We start from the raw sequence: 17,756 nt of genomic DNA on the forward strand, positions 1-17,756 counted from the left end.
TTCATAAGCAACTTATTAGATTACTTCCGGTGCCAAGGAAACGATCTTCATGTAGTCTTTATCGCGAAGTTCGCGAGCAACTGGTCCGAAGATACGTGTTCCGCGTGGGCTTCTGTCGTCTTTAACAACAACAGCTGCGTTTTCATCGAAAGAGATGTAAGAACCGTCTTTACGGCGAACAGAACGTTTAGTACGAACAACCACCGCTTTAACAACATCACCCTTTTTGACAACGCCGCCTGGTGTTGCTTGTTTAACGGAACAAACGATCAGATCACCGATTGCTGCTGTACGGCGTCCAGTACCACCCAGTACGCGGATACACATCAGTTCCTTCGCACCAGAGTTGTCAGCCACATGCAAACGTGTAAATGGTTGAATCATTATTAATTTCCTCCTTCCGGAAAAACTTCCTGATTATCTTAGATGATAACCGCTGCTTCTACCACTTCAACAAGTCTCCAGCGTTTGTCCTTGGACAACGGACGAGTTTCCATGATTTTAACAACATCACCGATTTTCGCAACGTTTTCCTCATCATGTGCCTTGAATTTCTTCGTGGACTTGATGCGTTTGTGATACAAGTTGTGCTTTTTATAGGTTTCAACAGCAATTACGATGGTTTTATCCATTTTATCGCTGACTACTTTACCGATCAGCACTTTACGTGCATTACGTTCTTCGCTCATAGTTAGCCTCCTTCCTGATTACGGATCTGTTGATCCGCCCTCACTTAACTAATCCCAAGTACTCTTTGATGGATAACGGTTTTAGCACGAGCTATTTCCTTACGCACATCACGAATCCGAGTCGGGTTATCCAGCTGGCCAGTAGCCAATTGGAAACGGAGATTGAAGAGTTCTTCTTTGAATCCAGCGATCTTCTGTTCAATCTCGGCAGTGGTTAAGTTGCGAAGTTCATTAGCTTTCATTTGCTTCACCACCCAATTCTTCACGTTTCACAAACTTAGTCTTTACAGGCAGCTTGTGAGCGGCAAGACGCATCGCTTCACGAGCGATTTCTTCCGACACGCCTCCGAGTTCGAACATAATCTTGCCCGGTTTAACTACGGCTACCCATTTCTCAACGTTACCTTTACCACTACCCATACGAACCTCAAGAGGCTTTTGAGTAATAGGCTTATCTGGGAAAATCTTGATCCAAACCTGACCACCACGTTTGATGTAACGTGTCATTGCAATACGGGCAGCTTCGATCTGACGGTTAGTGATCCAAGATGGTTCCAATGCCTGCAGGCCGAATTCGCCGAAGTTCAGCTCAGTACCGCCTTTTGCCATACCCTTCATGTGACCGCGTTGTTGCTTGCGGTGTTTAACGCGTTTTGGTACCAACATGATTAGTTGCCTCCTTCCTGAGCAGCTTGTTTCTTAGCTGGGGGAAGAACTTCTCCACGGTAGATCCATACTTTTACACCGATACGGCCATAAGTAGTATGTGCTTCAGCCGTTCCGTAATCGATATCGGCACGAAGCGTATGAAGTGGAACTGTTCCTTCGCTATAACCTTCTGAACGGGCAATCTCAGCGCCGCCAAGACGTCCGCCAACTTGAGTTTTGATTCCCTTTGCGCCGGAACGCATAGTTCTTTGAATCGCTTGTTTCAGAGCACGACGGAACGATACACGACGTTCCAATTGTTGTGCAATGCTTTCAGCAACAAGAATTGCATCCAATTCAGGGTGCTTAATTTCGTTGATGTTGATGTGGACTTTTTTGCCACCGGCAATTGCTGTAACAGCGCTGCGAAGTACTTCTACTTCTGCTCCGCCTTTACCAATTACCATACCTGGTTTAGCAGTGTGAATTGTAACATTCACTCGGCTTGCCGCTCTTTCAATCTCGATGCGGGAAACAGAGGAATCTTTCAACTTGCCTTTAAGGTATTCACGGATTTTGACGTCTTCCATTAAAAGAGTACCGAAATCTTTACCTGCATACCATTTCGATTCCCAATCGCGAATAATACCGATTCGGAGTCCGATTGGATTTACCTTTTGACCCACGTGTTATCCCTCCCTTATTTCTCAGATACCACCAAAGTAATGTGGCTGGTACGTTTATTGATCCGGCTTGCACGACCCATGGCGCGCGGACGGAAACGTTTCATAGTAGGACCCTGGTTAACGAAAACTTCGCTAACGAACAAACTGTTCACGTCCATGGAGTAGTTGTGCTCAGCATTGGCAATCGCCGAGTTAAGCAGTTTTTCAACTACCGGAGAAGCGGATTTTGGAGTGTGGCGAAGAATTGCAATAGCTTCCCCCACTTGCTTGCCGCGAATCAAGTCAACAACCAGTTTCGCTTTACGAGCAGAAATCCGCACCGATCTAGCATGTGCTTTTGCTTCCATTTATTTTCCCTCCTCTCGAACGAAGACCTTTTTAATTATCTTCTTGTTTTCTTATCGTCACCCGCGTGGCCTTTGTAAGTACGTGTTGGCGCGAACTCGCCCAACTTGTGACCTACCATATCTTCCGTTACGTATACTGGCACGTGTTTGCGGCCGTCATATACACCAAACGTATGTCCGATAAACTGAGGGAAAATTGTTGAGCGACGGGACCAGGTTTTAACTACGACTTTCTTTTCTGCCGCGTTCAATTCCTCAACTTTTTTCAGCAGGTAGCCATCGATGAACGGCCCCTTCTTTAAACTGCGACCCATGTGTGAATCCTCCCTTCATCCGGTTCTTCAAACCGCGAATCGACGCTTCGCGCTTGCTAACATGCCTGAAGCGTCTTATTTTGTGCGGCGGCGAACGATATATTTATCAGATGCCTTGTTTTTCTTACGCGTTTTGTAGCCGAGGGTTGGTTTACCCCAAGGAGACATAGGCGATTTCCGTCCGATTGGAGCGCGGCCTTCACCACCACCGTGTGGGTGATCGTTAGGGTTCATTACTACCCCGCGAACTTCAGGACGTTGGCCAAGCCAGCGACTGCGTCCGGCTTTACCGATTTTGATCAATTCGTGATCTTCGTTACCTACGGAACCGATTGTTGCACGGCAAACGCTCAAGATTCTGCGAACTTCACCGGAGTTCAAACGAACGGATACGTATTTTTCTTCCTTACCAAGCAATTGAGCTTCTGTACCAGCAGCACGAACCAATTGTCCGCCTTTACCTGGTTTCAACTCGATGTTGTGGATAACTGTACCTACCGGGATGTTCTCCAGTGGAAGACTGTTACCAACTTTGATGTCGGCTGCAGGGCCGGACTCTACTTTATCCCCAACTTTAAGTCCTTTAGGAGCGATGATGTAACGTTTCTCTCCATCGGCATAGTGGATCAAAGCAATATTAGATGTGCGGTTCGGGTCATACTCGATTGTAGCAACGCTACCTGGTATGCCGTCTTTAGTCCGCTTGAAGTCGATAATACGGTATTTACGTTTGTGTCCGCCGCCGTGGTGACGAACCGTAATTTTACCTTGGTTGTTACGGCCCGCTTTTTTGCTCAGCGGCGCAAGCAACGATTTCTCAGGCTGGTTTGTTGTAATTTCTTCAAACGTAGACACGGACATACCGCGTCTTGCCGGAGAGGTCGGTTTGTACTTTTTGATTGGCACTATAGTTCCCTCCTTACTTTAAGAGTATTATTCTACCGCTTCAAAGAATTCGAGCGGCTTGCTGTCCGGGCTAAGCTTCACGATGGCTTTTTTCCACTCTGGAGTGTATCCGGAGTATTTGCCATAACGTTTCAGTTTACCAGGTACGCGCATTGTGTTCACACTAACTACTTTAACTTTAAAAATAGCCTCGACAGCTTTTTTGATTTCGGTCTTGTTAGCACGGATATCCACTTCAAAAGCGTATTTCAATTCGCTCATGTATTCGGATGTGCGTTCCGTAATCACCGGACGTTTGATAATATCACGAGGATCTTTCATTACGCGAACACCTCCTCTACCTTCAGAACTGCTTCTTTAGTGATGATCAGTTTGTCGTACGTCAGTACGTCAAGAACATTGATGCCGTCAGCCGCTACGAATTTCACCCCTGGGATGTTACGAGCGGAAAGTGCTACATTGTCGTCATGGCTAGGAGCTACGATCAAAGCTTTAGTACCAACCTTCAGGTTGTTCAGAATAGCTGCGAATTCTTTCGTCTTCGGTGCATTCATTGTCAGGCTATCCAATACGATAATGTCATTCCCGAGTACTTTCGAGGACAACGCGGATTTAATGGCCAAACGACGAACCTTCTTAGGCAGTTTCCAGGAATAGCTGCGTGGTGTTGGTCCGAAGACTACGCCGCCGCCTTTCCATTGTGGTGAACGAATGGAGCCTTGACGAGCACGACCTGTACCTTTTTGTTTCCAAGGCTTACGTCCGCCGCCACGTACTTCAGAACGTCCTTTTACTTTGTGTGTACCACGACGAAGGGAAGCTCTTTGCATAAGTGCAGCTTCGTGCAGGACATGCACGTTCGGTTCAATACCGAATACTGAATCACTCAGTTCAACTTCGCCAACTTCGTTACCACTGATATTAAAAAGTGTTACTTTTGGCATTTCATGTTCCTCCTTTCTTAGGTAATTATTTCTTAACGGTTTCTTTAACTTTCACGAAGCTGTTCTTAGGACCTGGGATAGCGCCTTTAACCAGCAATACGTTACGTTCAACATCAACTTTGATGATTTCAAGTTTCTGAACCGTTACGGTCGTGTGACCCATATGTCCTGGAAGGCGTTTGCCCTTAGGAACGCGGTTAGCTTGAATGGAACCCATGGAACCCGGTCTTCTGTGATAACGCGATCCGTGAGCCATTGGTCCGCGGCTTTGTCCCCAACGTTTGATGTTACCTTGGAAACCTTTACCTTTGCTAGTGCCAGTTACGTCAACAAATTCGCCTTCAGCGAAGATATCAGCCTTCAGCTCTTGTCCAACCTCGAGTGCCCCGAGGTCAACACCGCGAATTTCACGAACGTAGCGCTTAGGTGTTGCATTTGCCTTTTTGGCGTGACCTTGTTCAGGCTTGTTGGAGCGACTTTCTTTCTTATCAGAAAAGCCCAACTGCACTGCTTCATATCCGTCGATATTCAGGTCTTTCTTTTGCAGTACTACACAAGGGCCAGCTTCGATAACCGATACTGCGATCACGTTACCTTCTGGAGTAAACACTTGAGTCATACCGAGTTTTTTTCCTAAGATACCTTTCAATGTTGACACCTCTTTTCTTTTCCTAGTTGCTTAATGGTAGAATTACAATTTGATTTCGATATCTACACCGGACGGTAGATCCAAGCGCATCAAGGCATCCACAGTTTGTGGTGTAGGATTCACAATATCGATCAAACGTTTGTGAGTCCGTTGTTCAAACTGTTCACGGGAATCCTTGTACTTGTGTACCGCACGGAGAATAGTAATGATTTGCTTCTCAGTTGGCAGCGGGATCGGCCCGGATACACCAGCACCCGAACGTTTTGCTGTTTCAACGATTTTCTCTGCGGATTGATCAAGAATTCTGTGGTCGTATGCTTTCAAGCGGATACGAATTTTTTGCTTTGCCATTTTAGTCCCTCCTTCTATCGCCCAATTTATTATCGGACATACTCCGTGAAAATTTTCTGACGTCGACCTCATGGCAAAGGGGCCGGGTGTGTCAGTAACCTCTCACATCATCGCAACGTCTCAGAACAACATTTATTATTATATATAATAGGCGGATACTTTGCAAGCAAAAATGAAAAACAACGCATATTTTTTTTATACGTTGTTCTCTTCTATACAAATATTCAATTTTTCGCTTAAAGATTATCCGTTGCAGACTTGAAAAACTCGGCCGAGGCCGCAGTTTGTGCCGTTGTAGCACCTATTCCTTCAATAGTATGAATTAATACTCTGATCTCTTCCTCAACAGTTACTATTTCCTGTGTACTAGTCTGCATCGAATCCACGATATCACTAAACAGTCTGCTCGTCTCTACGGACTGCTCTTTTCCGCTTTTCGTCAGTTCCTGCACCTTACGGATTTCTTTAACTACCTGGCTAGTCAGCGCAGCCGATTTTTGGGTTAAATCTCCGATACGTACTACGGTGCTCTTGGTGTCTTCTGCAAGCCGGCTGACCTCACTGGCCACGACACTGAAGCCTCTGCCATATTCACCTGCACGGGCGGCTTCTATTGTAGCATTTAAAGAAAGAATTTTGGTCTGATCGGCTATATCCTGTACAGCAGCCACAATCTTCTGGATTTGCAAAGAAGAGCTGCTTAGCTCTTTTACCGACCGTTCCATTTCATTCGTACTCTCATATATAAGATTAATCTGACCGCTGAGGCTGCCGAGATGTCCCTGTCCATCCTTAGCCATCTCCTGCGACCCAAGAGCGGTAGAGGCAGTACGGCGGAATGAATTGTTCACTTCGTTGCTGCTCGCCACCAGCTGCTCTACAGCAGCGTTAGTGTCCATGCTCAGATCTATCAGCTCTCCGCTAAACTCAGCGATTTTCTGTTTCAGTTCATTTTTAACAACCAGGTATTGTTCTTCCTTCTCCCGGATGTTCTCTTTCTCATAGGCTTCGAGCACCAGTTGCTGTTCCAGATTCAGAAGTTTGGTTACGGTCTGTACTACTTTTAACCGCTCGTTGTCTTTATACGTTTCATTGTACATTACCGTAATAAATACATTCTGCAGATTCTGAAAAGCCGACAAATACCATTTTGGCTCGAGACCGACTTTTTTGTGAATTTTAGCAATCGTCAAGCGTTTAGCTATGTACTGCTCATCCACTTTGCCGTCAAAGATTTCAATAATATGTTGTTTTAAAGTTCCCTTGAGGCGTTCAATGCTGCTGTGCTCTAGAATGATGCTCTCAAGCTTATTTACACCAAGGACCGTATTGTAGAATTGGTCAGTGATGTAGTTAATCTCACGTTCGACAATAGGTTTCATCATCCGTAAAAGATCCAGATCCTCTTCAGTCAAGTCAATCATCCGCATTTGTTCGTTCAACTCTTCATGCCCATGGAGCGAATGAACGGTTGCCGTGGTAGCAGGTGTATGATTCTCGCTGTCCTTGGAGCGTTTATCGGGAGTTGCCTCATTATTGTTACGTGACTGAATACCATGCATAAAAGAAAAAGGACATTTCCCCACACTTCCACTCTCCCTAAACTCCTAAATATTAACAATGATAATATAGAATCATTCTAACCTAGGAGAACGTGAAATGTAAAGAATTTTAAGTAGTTTTTTGTTGAATTTTGTAGAATGAAAAGAGTTTTGGGTGTTTATTGTCGTATTGTGTCGAACAATAAAGGTGTATACAAATTTTTCTATTCTATAATTCTGCAACCTTATAGAGCATCTTAATATCTAAGATAACTACGGTCCTGTTCTTTACTTCTATAATCTTCATCGCTTCAAACTTATTCAGCTTTCGGCTGAGTGTTTCAGGTGTGGTACCTATCATGGCTGCGAAGTCCTTTTTGGCTGCTGGCAGATGAATCTTAGATGCCGGTTCGGTTCCATGCTCCTGCTGGTTTTTGGAGGATAGATGAAGCAGAAGTCTTGCTAATCTCTTCTCTGCCTCTAAAATATGCAGCGACCCCGCAAGTTCATCGGCCTGTTGTAACTGTTCACTCATTGACATCAGGAAGCTGAAGGCAAGAGCCGCATTCCTTTCTATCAAGGGTAGAAAATCTTTGCGATGAATCCGGCACACAAGTCCGCTTTCCACTACCTCTGCAGTAGCATAATGCCTCTTATTATGTAGCAAGGCAAATTGGCCAAAGTAATCCCCGGGGAAAAGAAAGCGAAGAACATGCTGCTTCCCTTCCGTATTATTCTGAGTCAGTTTAATCAGGCCGTTATTTACTATAAACAGTGATTCGGACTGCTCTCCCTCTCTAAATACCAGATTCCCCTTTGTATAATAATTTGATTCTATAATAGACTCAACTATATGCAGATCATGATCAGACAAGCCCTGAAATACAGGTACCTGCCGTACACACGGATTGTTGTGGCATGTGTTACAATTCATATTCATAATGACACTTTCCTTCCTATTAACCTGATGACAACATATCAAGGATCTGGAAGCCACCTAGTGATAACACTCACAATAATTTTAATAAACTTGATCTGTATCAAGGATTCTAGGTTCATTTTCCTTCAAAATACTCTTATAGAGAATTTACAGGAGAGGATGTGTCTATGCTGCAATATACATTTGAAGACATGCAAAAGATGGACAGAGCAATACTAGGTAATATGGTTCCACTAGAGTTATTCCGCACCATACGCCTCATTGGCCTAAACCAGGGCTTGCCGATGGGCGGTAAAGGCACTACATTGACTGTAGGCCGAAAGATAGGTGAAAGCCTGCCGGTGAACAGTGTGGATGAGTTACTGCAGCTATTTGAAGAACTGAAAATTGGAATTCCGCGTATTATTTTTTCAGATGAGTCCAGGATCAATATTGCTGTGGATGACTGCTTTTGCAAAGGATTGCCTACACTAGAGGAAGAGAAAATGATCTGCGATTTAGAAGGCGCAATTCTGGAGGGAGCACTAACTAAAATCATGGGTCACAGAGTTAGTGTTAAAGAAGTAAAGTGTAATGCTACCGGACATGAACATTGTGAATATGAAGTAAAACTCTAATCCCGTATGGGAATATTTAATGAAAGAGGGTATATGGATATGGAAAAGAAAATGATAACAGAAGCCATTCAATATCAAGAAGATCGGTTCACCAAAAAAATACTGTTTCAAAAAGGGGATAGCGTTGTCTTTGTCCTTAATTTTATGCCTGGCCAGCAGTTGCCCATGCATAAGCACCCCGGTGCAGATGTCTATATCTATGCTCTAAAAGGGAGCGGCACCATCACAGTAAATGATGTAGCACAGGAATTCAGCGAGGAGGAAGTTATCTACGTTGCTGAGGATGATTCCTTCGCCTACCATAACACCGGCACTTCCCCTGCGAGTCTTCATGTCGTAATCTCCAAGCTGCCCAGCCCGGCCTATGCTAAAGAAATTTAATAAGATCAATCTATTAAAACTCTATCCACAGAGGATATCCTCTGTGGATAGAGTTTTTGTATACAAAAAAACAGGAGCTCTTCCGAAGAAGAACCCCTGTTTATGATCCGATACTATCCTAACGGATAGAAGCGAATTATTTTTGGATAGAAGCTACGGAACCTGCACCAACTGTACGTCCGCCTTCACGAATGGAGAATTTAGTACCTTCTTCAATCGCGATTGGGGAGATCAGTTGTACGGTTACAGTGATGTTATCACCAGGCATAACCATTTCAGTACCTTCTGGCAGGTTGATGATACCAGTTACGTCAGTTGTACGGAAGTAGAACTGTGGACGGTAACCAGTGAAGAATGGTTTGTGACGTCCGCCTTCTTCTTTAGTCAGAACGTAGATCTGAGCAGTGAACTCAGTGTGTGGGTTAACGGAGTTCGGCTTAGCCAAAACTTGGCCACGCTCGATCATGTTACGGTCTACACCACGCAGCAATGCGCCGATGTTGTCGCCCGCTTGTGCGGAATCGAGCAATTTACGGAACATTTCAACGCCTGTAACAACGGATTTTTTCTTTTCTTCGTGAATACCAACGATTTCGATTTCTTCTCCGACTTTAACTGTTCCGCGTTCTACGCGACCAGTTGCCACAGTACCGCGGCCAGTGATGGAGAATACGTCTTCGACAGGCATCAAGAATGGTTTGTCAGTTTGACGTTCTGGAAGCGGGATGTACGTGTCGATCGTTTCGAACATTTCAACGATCTTCTGTGCATAGTCGCCTTCAGGGTTTTGAAGAGCTTCACGAGCAGATCCACGGATGATTGGAGTATCATCACCTGGGAAGTCGTATTCGCTCAGCAAGTCGCGAACTTCCATTTCAACCAGTTCAAGCAACTCTTCGTCTTCAACCATATCGCATTTGTTCAGGAATACGACGATGTAAGGAACACCTACTTGACGGGACAGCAGGATGTGTTCGCGAGTCTGTGGCATAGGGCCGTCAGCTGCGGATACAACCAGGATAGCTCCGTCCATTTGCGCTGCGCCAGTGATCATGTTTTTAACATAGTCGGCGTGTCCAGGGCAGTCTACGTGAGCGTAGTGACGGTTAGGAGTTTCATATTCAACGTGAGCTGTGGAAATAGTGATACCACGTTCGCGTTCTTCAGGAGCTTTGTCGATTTGGTCGAAAGCTACAGCGGCACCACCGTATTTTTTGGACAATACAGTTGTGATTGCAGCAGTCAGAGTCGTTTTACCATGGTCGACGTGACCGATAGTACCGATGTTAACGTGTGGTTTGTTACGTTCAAACTTTGCCTTTGCCATTTGAACAGTTCCTCCTTATTGTGGGGTTCCTTATATTTGAGCCGCCCGTCTACATGCAATTCTTAGATGACTGAGTGATTAATATCCGAACGGCGAGTTAAAAACGGTGACTATTCTCCACCTTTGTTCTTAGAAACGATTTCTTCTGCAATGGATTTAGGTACTTCTTCATAGTGAGAAAGCTCCATTGAGAATACACCGCGTCCTTGAGTACCGGAACGGAGAGTTGTGGAGTATCCGAACATTTCGGAAAGAGGCACCTTAGCACGGATAATCTGCGCACCACCACGGGAATCCATACCTTCGATTCTACCGCGACGGGAGTTCAGCATACCCATAACATCGCCCATATATTCCTCAGGAACAGTTACTTCCACTTTCATGATTGGCTCAAGCAGGACAGGCTTACACTTGTCTTTAGCTGCTTTGAGTGCCATCGAGCCGGCAATTTTGAACGCCATTTCGTTGGAGTCAACATCATGATAAGAACCATCAACGATGGTTGCCTTAACGTCTACAAGCGGGAAGCCTGCAATAACGCCGTTTTTCATTTGCTCTTCAATACCGGCAAGTGCAGGAGCGATGTATTCTCTAGGTACAGAACCACCGACAACTTTACTTTCGAATTGGCTGCCAGTACCTGGCTCGAGAGGTTCGAATTCAACCCATACGTGACCGTACTGACCGCGACCGCCGGATTGGCGAACGAATTTACCTTCAACACGTGCTGGTGCTTTGAATGTTTCGCGGTAAGCAACCTGTGGTTTACCCACATTGGTTTCTACTTTGAATTCGCGGCGCATACGGTCGATGATAATATCAAGGTGAAGCTCACCCATACCTGCCAGGATGGTTTGGCCAGTTTCTTCATCAGTATGCGCACGAAGAGTTGGATCTTCTTCAGTCAGCTTACCGAGAGCAACGCCCAATTTATCTTGGTCGGCTTTGGTTTTTGGTTCAACTGCGATTTCGATAACCGGATCAGGGAAGTTCATCGATTCCAGGATTACCGGATGTTTCTCATCGCAAAGTGTATCGCCTGTACTTGTATCTTTCAAACCAACAGCTGCTGCGATATCACCAGCGTAAACGATGGAGATTTCTTGACGGCTGTTAGCGTGCATCTGCAGAATACGGCCGATACGCTCACGTTTGTTCTTAGTAGCATTAACTACATAAGAACCGGATTCCAGAACACCGGAATACACGCGGAAGAACGTAAGTTTACCCACATAAGGGTCAGTCATGATTTTAAATGCCAATGCTGAGAATGGTTCTTCGTCCGAAGAGTGACGAACCGCTTCAGTACCGTCATCCAGATGACCTTGAATTGCCGGTACATCCAGTGGGGATGGCAAGTAATCAACGACAGCGTCCATCATAAGCTGAACACCCTTGTTGCGGTAGGAGGATCCAACGATTACAGGGAAGATCTTAACTTCTACTACGCCTTTGCGCAGAGCAGCTTTGATCTCATCAACTGTAATTTCTTCACCTTCCAGGTACTTCATAGTCAGGTCTTCGTCAAGTTCTGCAACTTTCTCGATCAGCTCAAGACGCAGAGTCTCAACTTGTTCCAGATATTCAGCCGGAATGTCCGTTACTTCAATGTTTTGACCCAGATCATCTTTAAAGATGTGAGCTTTTTGCTCAACCAGGTCAATAATACCCACGAAGTCGTTTTCGGCGCCAATTGGCAGTTGAATTGCAACTGCATTGGCTTGCAAGCGATCACGCATGCTTTCTACAACGTTAAGGAAGTCCGCGCCGATGATATCCATTTTGTTTACATATGCGATGCGGGGAACGCCATACCGGTCAGCCTGTCTCCATACAGTTTCAGACTGAGGCTCAACGCCTTCTTTCGCACTGAAAACACCAACTGCTCCATCCAATACACGCAGGGAACGTTCAACTTCAACAGTGAAGTCAACGTGTCCTGGGGTATCAATGATATTGATGCGGTGACCCTTCCAAGCAGCGGTTGTAGCAGCGGAAGTAATGGTAATTCCGCGCTCTTGTTCTTGTTCCATCCAGTCCATTGTAGCTGCACCCTCGTGAACTTCACCGATTTTGTGCGTACGGCCTGTGTAGAATAGAATCCGCTCAGTGGTAGTAGTCTTACCAGCATCAATATGTGCCATGATCCCGATATTGCGTGTATTTTTTAAGGAGAACTCTCTTGCCATGAAATGGGTCTCCCTTCAAAATATAAGTTATTTGAACGGCTTAAAATCCTACCAGCGGTAGTGAGCAAACGCTTTGTTCGCTTCAGCCATTTTGTGCGTGTCTTCACGTTTCTTAACAGAAGCGCCTGTGTTGTTGGAAGCGTCGATGATTTCAGCCGCCAAACGTTCTTCCATAGTCTTCTCGCCGCGGTTACGTGAGTAGTTCACGAGCCAACGTAATCCCAGAGCAGTACGTCTCTCAGGTTTAACCTCGATAGGCACTTGGTAGTTAGCACCGCCGACACGGCGAGCCTTAACTTCCAATACCGGCATGATATTCTTGATGGCAGCTTCGAAAACTTCCATCGGATCTTTGCCCGTACGTTCTTGGATCAATTTAAACGAATTGTACAGAATGCTTTGAGCGACACCTCTTTTACCACCCAGCATAATACGGTTGATCAAACGGGTAACCAACTTGCTATTATACAATGGATCTGGCAATACATCTCTCTTAGTAACTGGACCTTTGCGTGGCATGGATATCCCCCTTTCTTAAATGTTTATTATTCAGGTATTGTAATCTTATTTCTTAGCCTTAGGACGTTTCGCACCATACTTGGAACGAGCTTGCATCCGGTTAGCTACGCCTGCAGTATCCAGAGCGCCACGCACGATGTGGTAACGAACTCCTGCAAGGTCCTTAACTTTACCTCCGCGCAGCAATACTACACTGTGCTCTTGAAGGTTGTGTCCGATACCCGGAATGTAAGCAGTCACCTCAAGACGGTTCGTCAAACGAACACGGGCATACTTACGAAGCGCTGAGTTTGGTTTACGTGGAGTCATTGTGCCTACACGAGTGCACACACCGCGTTTTTGCGGGGCGCTCAAATTTGTTGCCTCACGCTTCAGGGCGTTGAACCCTTTTTGAAGAGCAGGAGACTTGGATTTCTCGATTTTGGCTTGACGGCCTTTACGAACCAGTTGATTAATAGTTGGCATTGTTGTGCCACCCCCTTCCTGAAATGATAATCAATTTACGAACATTAAGTCCACAGACCCAGGTGGTTCATAAAAAGACAAATGAAAAGTCTTTGCTGCCGAAGTGTACCCCCGGTACAAAAACGTTTCTCACGCTATTGTTTTAAGACGGCTGCCATAGCAGCACCAACTTCTATACCGCAAGCTTTGCCCAAATTCAGCATCGTGTCCACATAAGTGACCTTCACGCCTTGTTTGTCACAAAGCAAAACAATTCTGGAAGTAAGCCGTTGATCTCCGTCCTCTGCCACATAGACTTCTGCGGCTTGGCCCAACTCTACCGCCTTAACGGTTTGTTTGGTACCGATCTTGACCTGAGCATCCTGCAGTCCTCTATCATCAGTCATAATAAATCATTACCTCCAATGAAAAAGAATGACAAGGCCACTCACGCACCTTAGACATATTAGCATTATCAGCAATTGATGTCAAGATAATCGGCAAAAGAAATTATTAATATTCACAGCATTCAGCCGCATCACGGACGATTAAGAGCCGTGATGCGGAATCTGCCTGCTATGATTATTTAATTATTCAGCTGGAACCGTCTCTAGAGCTTCTTGCTCGCTCTGTGCATTCGGATCGCTCAGCTTAACATTACGGTAGCGGTTCATCCCCGTACCTGCAGGGATCAGCTTACCGATGATAACATTTTCTTTCAGTCCCAGGAGCTTATCGACTTTACCCTTGATTGCTGCATCGGTCAAGACACGTGTAGTTTCTTGGAAGGATGCCGCAGACAGGAAGGAGTCCGTCTCCAGGGATGCCTTGGTGATACCCAGCAGTACCGGTTTGGCCACCGCAGGTTCATTACCAGAAAGAATTGCTTCTTTGTTGGCTGCTTCATATTCATGAATGTCCGCAAAAGCTCCTGGCAGGAGATTGGTATCCCCGGCGTCGATAATACGGATTTTGCGCAGCATCTGCTTGATCATAACTTCAATGTGCTTATCATTGATTTCTACGCCCTGGTTACGGTATACACGCTGTACTTCTTGCAGAATGTAGTTCTGTACCCCACGGATCCCTTTGATACGCAGCATTTCTTTAGGGTCGATCGAACCGTCTGTCAGTTCATCCCCAGCTTCAATCTCCTGGCCCTCACTGACACGCAGACGCGAACCATAAGTGATGGAGTAGGTCTTGGACTCAGCTTCACCTTGAACCTCGATTTCGCGGCGGTCTTTGGTTTCGCGGATTTCCTTGATTACCCCGTCAATTTCACTGATTGTCGCCTGACCTTTAGGGTTACGGGCTTCAAACAACTCTTGGATACGCGGCAAACCTTGCGTGATGTCATCACCGGCAACACCACCGGTATGGAACGTACGCATGGTAAGCTGGGTTCCCGGTTCACCGATGGATTGTGCGGCGATAATGCCGACAGCTTCACCGATTTCCACGAATTTACCTGTTGCCAGGTTACGTCCGTAGCATTTTTTGCAGACCCCGTGACGGGCACGGCAGCTCAGTACAGAGCGGATTTGCAGCTTAGTTACACCTGCGTTAACAATCTCTTCAGCCTTGTCGGAGTCAATCAGATCGTTGCGGTGAACGATGATTTCCTTCGTTTCCGGATGACGGACAGTTTCAAAGGAGTAACGGCCTTCAATACGGTCATACAGATCTTCGATAACTTCTTTACCATCCTGAATTCGGCTAACGGTAAAGCCTTTATCTGTTCCGCAATCTTCTTCACGGACGATTACGTCTTGAGCCACGTCTACGAGACGACGTGTCAAGTAACCGGAATCCGCAGTACGCAGCGCTGTATCGGCCAGACCTTTACGCGCTCCGTGGGTGGAGATAAAGTACTCGAGGACCGTCAGACCTTCACGGAAGTTCGCTTTGATCGGCAATTCGAAAATCCGGCCTGAAGGTGTTGCCATCAGTCCACGCATACCGCCCAGCTGGGTGATCTGCGATTTGTTACCACGCGCCTTGGAATCAACCATTAGCATGATAGAGTTGAAGCGGTCCATCGATTTCAGCAGGACATTGGTAAGATCATCCTTTGTCTTCGACCAGATTTCAATAACGCGGTCATAGCGCTCGTCATTGGTAATCAGACCACGGCGATATTGGTTGGCAACCACATCGACCTTAGCTTCGGACTCTTTCAGAATAGTAGCCTTCTCTTCTGGCACGATAACGTCGGATACGGCAACAGTAACACCGGACCGTGTGGAATACGTGAAGCCGAGCTGCTTGATTCTATCCAGAATCATGGATGTCTTAGTTGTATGGTAGGTCTCGAAGCAGCGTGCAATGATCAGACCCAGATATTCCTTACCTACGGCGCTTGCTTCCGGAGCATTCATGATAGCCTCGCGGATATCCGCACCCTTTTCATAGATAAAGTATTTCTCAGGTGTACCTTGCAGCAGGTTCGTTTTGGTAGCTTCGTTGATATAAGGGAAACTGCTCGGATAAATTTCGTTAAAGATAATTTTACCGACAGTTGTGATTAGCATTGCGCCTTGCTGCGCTTCAGTAAAGCTGGTCTTACCCAATGCTTTAACCGGAATCGCTACACGTGCGTGCAATCCCGCAGTTCCGCGCTGGTAAGCTGAAACAGCTTCGTTTACGGTACGCAGAATCATGCCTGTGCCCTTTTCTTCCTTGTTGTCCATGGTCAGATAGAACGTACCAAGGACCATATCCTGGGAAGGAGTAACAACCGGCTTGCCGTCCTTAGGGTTAAGGATGTTACCGGATGCCAGCATCAGGAGACGTGCTTCAGCTTGAGCTTCAGCTGACAGAGGAACGTGCACCGCCATTTGGTCACCGTCAAAGTCGGCGTTGTAAGCCGTACATACGAGCGGGTGAAGACGGATAGCATGACCTTCTACCAGGATCGGTTCAAAGGCTTGAATACCGAGTCTGTGCAGCGTAGGGGCACGGTTCAGCAGAACCGGATGCTCTCTGATTACTTCTTCAAGGACATCCCATACTTCAGGACTTACACGCTCAACTTTACGTTTTGCGCTCTTGATGTTATGGGCAAGGCCTTTGTTAACCAGTTCTTTCATTACGAACGGTTTGAAGAGCTCCAGAGCCATTTTCTTCGGAAGTCCGCATTGGTACATCTTCAGATATGGTCCTACAACGATAACGGAACGTCCGGAGTAGTCAACACGTTTACCGAGCAAGTTCTGACGGAAGCGTCCTTGTTTACCCTTCAGCATATGGCTGAGCGATTTGAGCGGACGGTTACCAGGGCCTGTTACAGGACGGCCACGGCGGCCGTTGTCGATCAGTGCATCGACAGCTTCCTGAAGCATGCGTTTTTCATTCTGCACGATAATATCAGGAGCACCCAGATCCAGCAGTCTCTTCAGACGGTTGTTCCGGTTAATTACACGACGGTACAAGTCATTAAGGTCAGACGTAGCAAAACGGCCGCCATCCAGTTGAACCATTGGGCGAAGTTCCGGAGGAATTACCGGAAGCACATCCATGATCATCCAGTCAGGCTTGTTGCCGGAGTTGCGGAAGGCTTCAATGACTTCCAGACGTTTGATAGCCCGGTTGCGGCGTTGGCCTTGAGCCGTACGCAGCTCTTCCTTGAGGAATTCCAATTCTTTTTCGATGTCGATATCCTGGAGCAGCTTTTTAACCGCCTCAGCACCCATACCCGCCTGGAATCCATAGCCGTATTTCTCACGGTAGCTACGGTATTCTTTCTCGGACAGCAGCTGTTTCTTCTCCAGCGGTGTTTCACCCGGATCAGTTACAACATAAGATGCGAAGTAGATGATCTCTTCAAGCGATCTTGGAGACATGTCCAGAGCCAGACCCATACGGCTAGGAATCCCCTTGAAGTACCAGATATGAGATACCGGAGCTGCCAGCTCGATATGGCCCATACGTTCGCGGCGGACTTTAGCGCGGGTAACTTCTACACCGCAGCGGTCGCAGACAACGCCCTTATAACGGACGCGTTTGTATTTACCACAGTGACATTCCCAGTCTTTTTGCGGTCCAAAAATGCGCTCGCAGAAAAGGCCTTCTTTTTCCGGTTTCAACGTACGATAGTTAATGGTTTCCGGTTTTTTTACTTCTCCGCGGGACCAAGAACGAATTTTTTCCGGAGAAGCAAGCCCGATTTTCATAAATTCAAAATTGTTAACGTCCAACAAGGAGCAACCCTCCTTAACCTATATCCTGATTTAGTACCGGAGGCCCTCCCTTGATCGTCAGA

Annotated in this window: 22 protein-coding genes; 2 read left to right on the top strand and 20 right to left on the bottom strand. The window is 46.3% G+C overall.

Annotated features, from left to right (window positions below):
- Positions 1 to 15 precede the first annotated feature (15 nt).
- The 14 genes from rplN to L6H70_RS27540 form a co-directional block, all read right to left on the bottom strand.
- Positions 16 to 384: a 50S ribosomal protein L14 gene (rplN, locus tag L6H70_RS27475; protein WP_020427062.1), complete on the bottom strand. Its 369-nt coding sequence runs from the start codon at positions 382 to 384 to the stop codon at positions 16 to 18.
- A 38-nt stretch (positions 385 to 422) separates the two neighbouring features.
- Positions 423 to 689, bottom strand: a complete 267-nt coding sequence (rpsQ, locus tag L6H70_RS27480) for a 30S ribosomal protein S17 (protein WP_054943977.1) — start codon at positions 687 to 689, stop codon at positions 423 to 425.
- A 44-nt stretch (positions 690 to 733) separates the two neighbouring features.
- Complete coding sequence (gene rpmC / locus L6H70_RS27485; RefSeq protein WP_019908232.1) at positions 734 to 931, bottom strand: 50S ribosomal protein L29; 198 nt, start codon at positions 929 to 931, stop codon at positions 734 to 736.
- Positions 921 to 1,355, bottom strand: a complete 435-nt coding sequence (gene rplP, locus L6H70_RS27490) for a 50S ribosomal protein L16 (protein ID WP_020427064.1) — start codon at positions 1,353 to 1,355, stop codon at positions 921 to 923. The genes rpmC and rplP overlap by 11 nt, the downstream gene beginning before the upstream one ends.
- A 2-nt stretch (positions 1,356 to 1,357) precedes the next feature.
- Positions 1,358 to 2,023, bottom strand: a complete 666-nt coding sequence (gene rpsC / locus L6H70_RS27495; protein ID WP_054943976.1) for a 30S ribosomal protein S3 — start codon at positions 2,021 to 2,023, stop codon at positions 1,358 to 1,360.
- Between the two features lie 14 nt (positions 2,024 to 2,037).
- A complete protein-coding gene (gene rplV, locus L6H70_RS27500) occupies positions 2,038 to 2,370 on the bottom strand; it encodes a 50S ribosomal protein L22 (protein ID WP_019908228.1) in 333 nt (110 codons plus the stop codon).
- 35 nt (positions 2,371 to 2,405) lie between these two features.
- Positions 2,406 to 2,684 (bottom strand): 30S ribosomal protein S19, encoded by a 279-nt coding sequence (gene rpsS / locus L6H70_RS27505; protein ID WP_054943975.1) that lies wholly within the window; start codon positions 2,682 to 2,684, stop codon positions 2,406 to 2,408.
- A gap of 75 nt (positions 2,685 to 2,759) precedes the next feature.
- Positions 2,760 to 3,590 (bottom strand): 50S ribosomal protein L2, encoded by an 831-nt coding sequence (gene rplB, locus L6H70_RS27510; RefSeq protein WP_054943974.1) that lies wholly within the window; start codon positions 3,588 to 3,590, stop codon positions 2,760 to 2,762.
- 27 nt (positions 3,591 to 3,617) lie between these two features.
- Positions 3,618 to 3,911 carry a 50S ribosomal protein L23 gene (rplW, locus tag L6H70_RS27515; protein ID WP_019908225.1) on the bottom strand — a complete coding sequence of 98 codons (294 nt, stop codon included), beginning with the start codon at positions 3,909 to 3,911 and terminating at the stop codon, positions 3,618 to 3,620.
- Complete coding sequence (gene rplD / locus L6H70_RS27520) at positions 3,911 to 4,534, bottom strand: 50S ribosomal protein L4 (RefSeq protein WP_236337400.1); 624 nt, start codon at positions 4,532 to 4,534, stop codon at positions 3,911 to 3,913. Before rplD ends, rplW begins: the two co-directional genes overlap by 1 nt.
- A gap of 25 nt (positions 4,535 to 4,559) precedes the next feature.
- Positions 4,560 to 5,183, bottom strand: coding sequence for a 50S ribosomal protein L3 (rplC, locus tag L6H70_RS27525; RefSeq protein WP_074113289.1), 624 nt, complete (start codon positions 5,181 to 5,183; stop codon positions 4,560 to 4,562).
- A gap of 42 nt (positions 5,184 to 5,225) precedes the next feature.
- Positions 5,226 to 5,534: a 30S ribosomal protein S10 gene (gene rpsJ, locus L6H70_RS27530; RefSeq protein WP_017692074.1), complete on the bottom strand. Its 309-nt coding sequence runs from the start codon at positions 5,532 to 5,534 to the stop codon at positions 5,226 to 5,228.
- A 236-nt stretch (positions 5,535 to 5,770) separates the two neighbouring features.
- Entirely contained in the window at positions 5,771 to 7,096 is a 1,326-nt protein-coding gene (locus L6H70_RS27535; RefSeq protein WP_236337401.1) for a globin-coupled sensor protein, read from the bottom strand.
- A 208-nt stretch (positions 7,097 to 7,304) separates the two neighbouring features.
- Entirely contained in the window at positions 7,305 to 7,949 is a 645-nt protein-coding gene (locus tag L6H70_RS27540) for a Crp/Fnr family transcriptional regulator (protein ID WP_236337402.1), read from the bottom strand.
- A gap of 233 nt (positions 7,950 to 8,182) precedes the next feature.
- On the opposite strand from L6H70_RS27540, the gene L6H70_RS27545 reads away from it, so the two are divergent.
- On the top strand, positions 8,183 to 8,632 hold the full coding sequence (locus L6H70_RS27545; RefSeq protein ID WP_054943970.1) for a V4R domain-containing protein: 450 nt from the start codon (positions 8,183 to 8,185) through the stop codon (positions 8,630 to 8,632).
- 39 nt (positions 8,633 to 8,671) lie between these two features.
- Entirely contained in the window at positions 8,672 to 9,013 is a 342-nt protein-coding gene (locus L6H70_RS27550; RefSeq protein ID WP_236337403.1) for a cupin domain-containing protein, read from the top strand.
- Positions 9,014 to 9,149: 136 nt separating this feature from the next.
- Here L6H70_RS27550 and tuf read toward each other — a convergent pair whose 3' ends face one another.
- The 6 genes from tuf to rpoC form a co-directional block, all read right to left on the bottom strand.
- Complete coding sequence (gene tuf, locus L6H70_RS27555; RefSeq protein ID WP_236337404.1) at positions 9,150 to 10,340, bottom strand: elongation factor Tu; 1,191 nt, start codon at positions 10,338 to 10,340, stop codon at positions 9,150 to 9,152.
- A gap of 110 nt (positions 10,341 to 10,450) precedes the next feature.
- Entirely contained in the window at positions 10,451 to 12,529 is a 2,079-nt protein-coding gene (fusA, locus tag L6H70_RS27560; protein ID WP_236337405.1) for an elongation factor G, read from the bottom strand.
- Between the two features lie 48 nt (positions 12,530 to 12,577).
- Positions 12,578 to 13,048 carry a 30S ribosomal protein S7 gene (rpsG, locus tag L6H70_RS27565; protein ID WP_036652908.1) on the bottom strand — a complete coding sequence of 157 codons (471 nt, stop codon included), beginning with the start codon at positions 13,046 to 13,048 and terminating at the stop codon, positions 12,578 to 12,580.
- 45 nt (positions 13,049 to 13,093) lie between these two features.
- On the bottom strand, positions 13,094 to 13,513 hold the full coding sequence (gene rpsL, locus L6H70_RS27570; protein ID WP_020427075.1) for a 30S ribosomal protein S12: 420 nt from the start codon (positions 13,511 to 13,513) through the stop codon (positions 13,094 to 13,096).
- A gap of 134 nt (positions 13,514 to 13,647) precedes the next feature.
- Positions 13,648 to 13,899, bottom strand: coding sequence for a ribosomal L7Ae/L30e/S12e/Gadd45 family protein (locus tag L6H70_RS27575; RefSeq protein WP_206102164.1), 252 nt, complete (start codon positions 13,897 to 13,899; stop codon positions 13,648 to 13,650).
- A gap of 183 nt (positions 13,900 to 14,082) precedes the next feature.
- Positions 14,083 to 17,694 carry a DNA-directed RNA polymerase subunit beta' gene (rpoC, locus tag L6H70_RS27580; RefSeq protein ID WP_236337406.1) on the bottom strand — a complete coding sequence of 1,204 codons (3,612 nt, stop codon included), beginning with the start codon at positions 17,692 to 17,694 and terminating at the stop codon, positions 14,083 to 14,085.
- Between the last annotated feature and the right edge of the window lie 62 nt (positions 17,695 to 17,756).

It is taken from the genome of Paenibacillus auburnensis (assembly GCF_927798115.1).
In the GTDB taxonomy this organism is placed as follows: Bacteria; Bacillota; Bacilli; order Paenibacillales; family Paenibacillaceae; genus Paenibacillus_AQ; species Paenibacillus_AQ auburnensis.